General features: G+C 70.3%; 4 protein-coding genes and 1 pseudogene. All 5 read right to left on the bottom strand.

Annotated features, from left to right (window positions below; translation table 11 throughout):
• Positions 1–252 (bottom strand): annotated as a pseudogene (locus EEJ42_RS51850) (hypothetical protein); the annotation flags it as partial.
• Positions 253–385: 133 nt separating this feature from the next.
• On the bottom strand, positions 386–1099 hold the full coding sequence (locus EEJ42_RS16010) for an aggregation-promoting factor C-terminal-like domain-containing protein (RefSeq protein ID WP_123100608.1): 714 nt from the start codon (positions 1097–1099) through the stop codon (positions 386–388).
• Between the two features lie 430 nt (positions 1100–1529).
• A complete protein-coding gene (gene phoH2, locus EEJ42_RS16005; RefSeq protein ID WP_123100607.1) occupies positions 1530–2867 on the bottom strand; it encodes an RNA 5'-3' helicase PhoH2 in 1338 nt (445 codons plus the stop codon).
• Between the two features lie 416 nt (positions 2868–3283).
• Positions 3284–4045: an isoprenyl transferase gene (locus EEJ42_RS16000; protein WP_123100606.1), complete on the bottom strand. Its 762-nt coding sequence runs from the start codon at positions 4043–4045 to the stop codon at positions 3284–3286.
• Positions 4046–4405: 360 nt separating this feature from the next.
• On the bottom strand, positions 4406–4766 hold a 361-nt coding region (locus EEJ42_RS15995; protein WP_184503111.1), incomplete at its 5' end, for a prepilin peptidase.

The raw sequence follows: 4766 nt of genomic DNA, 5'->3' as shown, positions 1-4766 counted from the left end.
GACCCCCTCGGGCGGCTCCTGCGGCCCTCGCGGCCCCTCCGGCCTGTGCGCCTGGTGGTCCTCGGGCGCCTCGTGCGGCGGCTCCGGCCGACGCGGTGACGGCTCCGGGCCCCCGGCGGGCTCGGGCGGCCGCCCCGCTCCTCCGCCGCCGCTCTCGTCACCGCGTGCCGCGGCCTCTTCGTGTTCGAGCCGCGCGGCGAGCCGGGTCAGACCGGCTCCCAATCTGCCGACCCAATCTGGCAATCTGGACATTCAGCTTTCCTACCCCCGGTTCCCCCGTGGTCGTCGGGATGACGTTACCGGCTGCGGACGCACGAAACCCCCGACCTGGCGGACGGGGGTTTCGCGAAGCTTTCGTCACTGAGCGGCCGGAGGCCCGGTCCGATCAGTAGTAGTTGTTGGCCTGCCAGAACGACCAGGCCTCACACGGGCTGCCGTAGCGGTCGTTCATGTAGCCCAGGCCCCACTTGATCTGGGTGGCCGGGTTGGTCTTCCAGTCGGCACCGGCCGAGGCCATCTTGGACGCGGGCAGCGCCTGCACCAGACCGTACGAACCCGAGGACGGGTTGGTGGCCTGGTAGTTCCAGCCGCTCTCGTGGTCCACGATGTTGCTGAAGCACTGGAACTGGTCGCCCGGGATCATCTGCCGGGCCATGGCCTGGACCTCGGCGGTGGTGTACGAGGCCTTGATCGGGAAGCTGCTGGAGTCACGCGATGCCGAACGGCTCGCGAGCTCCTGCTTCTTCTTGGCCTCGCGCTCCTTGGCCAGCTTCTCGGCGGCTGCCTTGTCCGCGGCGGCCTTCTTGGCCTTCGCGTCCGAAGCTGCCTGCTTGCGGGCCGCCTCCTCTGCGGACTTCTTCGCCTCCGCGTCGGCCGCGGTGGACTGGACGTCCGCCTGCTGCGTCAGGGATGCGGTCTGCGCCACGGCCTGCTGGCCCGCGGGTATGTCCGCTAGGAGCGTCGAGTCGGCGGCGGTCGCCTCGATCGGGTCGGACGAGCTCTGCTGCTCGCCACCCGCGGCGACACCGACGACGGCGCCCACAGTGGTGACCGCGGTGGCCGAGGCCACTGCGAATCCCCGGACCGAAATCCGGCTCACTCGGTTTTCCTTCCAGCGTCGCCCGCTTAGGTGACCTCGCGGGCGCAATCGTGCCCCTGACGCTGGCCTCCCCTTGTTCCGTCCCCGGTACTGCTCAGTGGGTGTGGCTGGTCACGGGAGGCACTGGCCCGGTGCGCCCTCCCGCAGGAGGGTCGCGAGGTGCTCGGGCGGCATACGGCGAACTCTGTTCAGTTCTGGTACTGCTGTGGTTCTGTACCGCTGGCGGTACTGGTGTGCCGTATGCGGGGCCTGACAGAACCCACAGACTGCCGGAGACGGATACCCGGAGGCAATTCCCCGGCAGGTGTGAAAGCTCACATGCCGTTTACGCCCTAGGGTTTCTGGAAATCCACGCGCGAGAACGCGCCGCACAGCTAGGCTCATTGGCCTTTCCGTGCGGCGCGTTGCCGACGTACCGGACGCTACCGGCTCAGATCCGGCCGTCCTCCAGCATTTCGGTCACCAGGGCCGCGATCGGCGACCGCTCCGAGCGGTTGAGGGTGATGTGCGCGAAGAGCGGATGCCCCTTCAGCTTCTCGACGACCGCCACCACCCCGTCGTACCGCCCGACGCGGAGGTTGTCGCGCTGCCCCACGTCGTGGGTCAGCACCACCCGGGAGTTGGCGCCGATCCGGGACAGAACGGTCAGCAGCACGTTCCGTTCGAGCGACTGCGCCTCGTCGACGATCACGAAGGCGTCGTGCAGCGACCGGCCGCGGATGTGGGTGAGCGGAAGCACTTCCAGCATCCCGCGCTCCACGACCTCCTCGATCACCTCGGAACTGGTCACCGCGGACAGCGTGTCGAAGACCGCCTGAGCCCAGGGGCTCATCTTCTCCGCCTCGCTGCCGGGCAGATAGCCCAACTCCTGGCCGCCCACCGCGTACAGCGGGCGGAAGATCATCACCTTGCGGTGCTGCCGCCGCTCCAGGACCGCTTCCAGGCCCGCGCACAGCGCGAGCGCCGACTTGCCCGTACCGGCCCGGCCGCCCATGGACAGGATGCCCACTTCGGGGTCCAGCAGCAGGTCCAGCGCGATGCGCTGCTCCGCGCTGCGGCCGTGGATGCCGAACGCCTCGCGGTCGCCGCGCACCACCCGCACCTGGCCGTCCGGGGTGACCCGGCCCAGCGCCTTGCCGCGCTCGGACTGGAGGACCAGTCCGGTGTGCACGGGCAGTTCGGCCGCCTCGGGGATGTACGCGGTCTCGGCGGCGAACAGGTCGTCGACCTGCTCGGCCGAGACGGCCAGCTCGGCCATCCCGGTCCAGCCCGAGTCGGTGATCGCCAGCTCCGCGCGGTACTCCTCGGCGAGCAGCCCCACCGAGGACGCCTTGATGCGCAGCGGCAGATCCTTCGAGACGACCGTGACGTCGTACCCCTCGGCCTGGAGGTTCCGGGCGACCGCGAGGATCCGCGCGTCGTTGTCCCCCACGCGGCCCCCGTGGGTGAGGAAGGCCGCGGGCAGGATGCCCGGGTCGGAGTGGTTGAGCTCGACGCGCAGGGTGCCCCCCAGGTCGCCGATCGGGATCGGAGCGTCCAGACGGCCGTACCGGATGCGGTACTCGTCCAGCAGGCGCAGCGCCTGCCGGGCGAAATACCCCAGCTCGGGGTGGTGTCGCTTGGCCTCCAGCTCCGTGACCACCACGACCGGCAGCACGACTTCGTGCTCGTCGAAGCGGGACATGGCGCCTGGGTCGGCAAGCAGGACGCTGGTGTCGAGGACATAGGTGCGCCGGTCGTGCTCGCGGCGTTTCTTGCTGGTCACCACGGGTGGACGAACCCCCTCGGGAGAGGTTGGGGTGCGACGGCGTCGCGGGAGTGAGGTGTCCCCGCCGTAGACGGGGAGCGGACCGGGCTCAGACCCCACGGAACGGGCCGAGCGCCGGCCCTCCGCGTCATACGCACGATCCGCACAGTCGTCCGTGTGCAAAGGGCCTCCCGGGCGAACGGCCCGATGCCGTCCGCTGGCAGTTCGACACCCGACTGGACAGTGGAACAGGGCGTCGACCTGGAAGGGATATTCCCTCGAAGGTGCGGGGCCATGCAATGGCANGTCCGGCCCCGGCTGTCGTGTAGCACGCCCGTACGTGAACGTTGTGGAACGGGCGTGCTACACGACAGCCGGGGCCGGACGCGGTGTCGCGTCCGGCCCCGGCCGGTGAACTGCTTTGTGGGATAAGGCGATTAGTTGCCGTAGCGGCGGTGCCGCGCCGCGTAGTCACGCAGGGCGCGGAGGAAGTCGACCTTGCGGAAGGCGGGCCAGAAAACTTCGCAGAAGTAGTACTCCGAATGGGCACTCTGCCAGAGCATGAAGCCCGACAGCCGCTGCTCACCGCTGGTGCGGATCACCAGGTCCGGATCGGGCTGGCCGCGGGTGTACAGGTGTTCGGCGATGAGGTCGATGTCGACGACCTCGGCCAGCTCCTCGAAGGACGTGCCCTTGGTGGCGTGGTCGAGGAGCAGCGAGCGCACCGCGTCGGCGATCTCCTGGCGGCCGCCGTAGCCGACGGCGACGTTGACCAGTATTCCGTCGATGTGCTCCGTGTCCCGCTCGGCCTCCTTGAGGACCGTCTGGGTACGGGAGGGCAGCAGGTCCCGGTTCCCCACGTGGTGCACCCGCCACCGGCCGTCGGCGGCCAGGTCGCGCACGGCGCCCTCGATGATGGTCAGGAGCGGCTTCAGCTCCTCCTCGGGGCGGTCCAGGTTGTCCGTGGAGAGCATCCACAGCGTGACGACCTCGACGTCCGTCTCGCTGCACCAGCCCAGCATCTCCTGGATCTTGCTGGCGCCCGCCTTGTGACCCTGCTCGGTGGTGCCCCCGGAGGCGCGGGCCCAGCGGCGGTTGCCGTCGAGGATGACGCCGATGTGCTTGGGCACCTGGTCGTGGTCGAGGCGGCCCTCCACCCGGCGTGCGTAGAGCCCGTACACCAGGTCGCGCAGTTTCACGTCTTCCAGCCCCTCAGTGCTTTGCATGGCTCGCCATGGCTGTCCGCCCCAAGGGCAGCACCCTACTGCGGGGCGGCGGGGGTGGCTAACCGAGCCGGTCGGACGGGGTATCGAGGCACCGCACGGACGTCCGGAGGCCGTCCGGAACCCGCCTCACCGTTACGGTGCGTGACACATCGTGCGGGCTGTGTGCCGCCGTTACGCCGCGAAGACCCCACAAAGACCCCGTAATAGAGCGGGCCGGTCCGTGGGGGGGAGTACGGACCGGCCCGAGGGGGGGTTTCCACCATAACCCTTCGTGAGCGGTTGTCCATGCATCGGCGAGGGTGAGGATGTGCGCGGCGCCGACGGGGCGGGGCGTCAGCCGGTGCCGAGCGCCCCCAGTACCAGCCCCGCGCCCGCGCCGAGGATCATGAACGGGCCGAACGCCAGCGGCGTCCCGCGGCCCGCCCGCCGGGCCAGGACCAGGGCCATCGCGTACAGCGACCCCAGCAGCACCCCGGCGAACCCGCCCCAGAAGAGCACCGCCCAGCCGTACCAGCCGAGGGCCACGCCCAGCGTCAGCGCCAACTTGACGTCGCCCAGCCCCATTCCGCGCGGGCTGATCAGGAACAGCACCAGATACGCCCCGCCCAGCACCACCCCGCCCAGCAGCGCCCGCGGCCAGGACCCGGCGCTGTGCGGCAGCAGCGCGGCGGCGCCGAGCAGCGCCGCCGCGGCG

Source organism: Streptomyces botrytidirepellens (genome assembly GCF_003721215.1).
GTDB lineage: Bacteria > Actinomycetota > Actinomycetes > Streptomycetales > Streptomycetaceae > Streptomyces > Streptomyces himastatinicus.
The sequence above is the reverse complement of the archived record's forward strand: the minus strand, read 5'-3'. Positions and strand labels throughout refer to the sequence as shown.